The sequence below is a fragment of the Vibrio sp. 970 genome (genome assembly GCF_033339075.1).
In genome coordinates, this window is sequence record NZ_JAWOTW010000361.1 from 1 (window position 1) to 677 (window position 677).

Sequence of the window (677 nt, forward strand, 5' to 3'; positions counted from 1 at the left end):
CGCCATTTTCTCTATCGCGTTGATTCTTCTCACTATTGGTTTCTTACTCAGGATTCGAGGAAAAGGCGTCACCACAGGTTTAGAGACCTACCCCGGTAAACATGCCATTGTGAGTGACGACTTCATCGACGGACAAGGCCGCGTGCAGTTTGAAGGTGCTTTTTGGCAAGCGAAAACCGAACAAGATCAAGAACTCAAACAAGGTGAATCGGTCACCATTGTTCATGTTAAAGGGCTAACCTTAACGGTGAAGCCCAATGACCGCCCTAAAGAATAGGAGGCGTTTATGATGCTCTACACTGTTGCTGTGATCGTGGTGCTGCTGTTCGCATTAGCGACACAAATGTTTAAGGTTCTGCGCGAGTACGAACGAGGCGTTGTGTTCTTTCTGGGGCGATTTCAAGAAGTAAAAGGCCCAGGCTTGATCATTTTGATTCCTTTCATCCAACAAATGGTGCGTGTTGATTTACGAACCATTGTGCTGGATGTACCAACACAAGATTTGATCACCAAAGATAACGTCTCTGTGCGCGTTAACGCGGTGGTGTATTTTCGCGTGGTTGACCCACAAATGGCAATCAACAATATTGAAAGTTACAGCGATGCCACCAGCCAGTTAGCACAAACAACGCTGCGATCAGTGCTGGGCCAACACGAGTTGGATGAACTGCTATCCG

Annotated in this window: 2 protein-coding genes; both read left to right on the plus strand. The window is 47.1% G+C overall.

The window, feature by feature from the left end:
• Positions 1-277: NfeD family protein (locus R7Q11_RS26680; RefSeq protein ID WP_225467056.1), on the plus strand; the 277-nt coding region annotated here is incomplete at its 5' end.
• A 9-nt stretch (positions 278-286) separates the two neighbouring features.
• Positions 287-677, plus strand: a 391-nt coding sequence (locus R7Q11_RS26685; protein WP_263857206.1) for an SPFH domain-containing protein, incomplete at its 3' end; no start/stop codon positions are given.